Source organism: Dendronalium phyllosphericum CENA369, assembly GCF_016056275.1.
GTDB classification, from domain to species: Bacteria; Cyanobacteriota; Cyanobacteriia; order Cyanobacteriales; family Nostocaceae; genus Dendronalium; species Dendronalium phyllosphericum.
Genome location: NZ_JAECZA010000185.1, coordinates 1,258 through 1,830, shown reverse-complemented (window position 1 = coordinate 1,830; position 573 = coordinate 1,258). Strand labels below are relative to the sequence as shown.

1 protein-coding gene is annotated in these 573 nt (G+C 66.5%); it reads right to left on the bottom strand.

The window, feature by feature from the left end; translation table 11 throughout:
- Positions 1 to 171: 171 nt before the first annotated feature.
- Positions 172 to 573, bottom strand: a 402-nt coding sequence (locus tag I8752_RS22135; RefSeq protein ID WP_214434428.1) for a hypothetical protein, incomplete at its 5' end; no start/stop codon positions are given.

Here is a 573-nt window from a genome sequence, read left to right as displayed (position 1 = left end):
AGCCAGAGCCGAGTGGCCGAGACCAACCATCAAGCCGTTGGGACCGCAGGGTTAATCAGCCTGACCCGGAACGGAGGCCCGTCTGGATTTGGTATGTTTTGCGTATGGCTTCGATACATACGCGCGTATGGCCGGAGTGCTGTGAACCAAGGTCCGCGAATCGACGCACGCCTAGTCCCGGCGGAAGCAGATCGTCCCGTTCGGTTCGCCGTTCATGTCCTCGGCAAAGCCGACGGTGCCCAGGGCCGGCGCGAGTTTCGTGCGCGCGGCAGTGACTTCGGAGGGATCGAGAAAGGGGACCAGGATGCGGCGGACACCGGTGAGAGCGGCTTCGCCGAACGCCTCGGCGGGCAGGAGCGGACCGGAGAGGCGGAGGACCTCGGGTCGGGTCTCGGCCAGCAGGCGGTGGAGGCCGGACCAGATGCCCTCGGGGTTCAGCGTGACGTTCGACCAGGCGATGCCGGTCGGATCGGGGAAGTTCAGCGCAGCGATGCGGCGGGAGAGGGTGAGGAGCGCGGGGCGTTCGTCATGAATGGTGACCTGCAGGTCGGGATTGGCGGCCTTTGCCCGCAG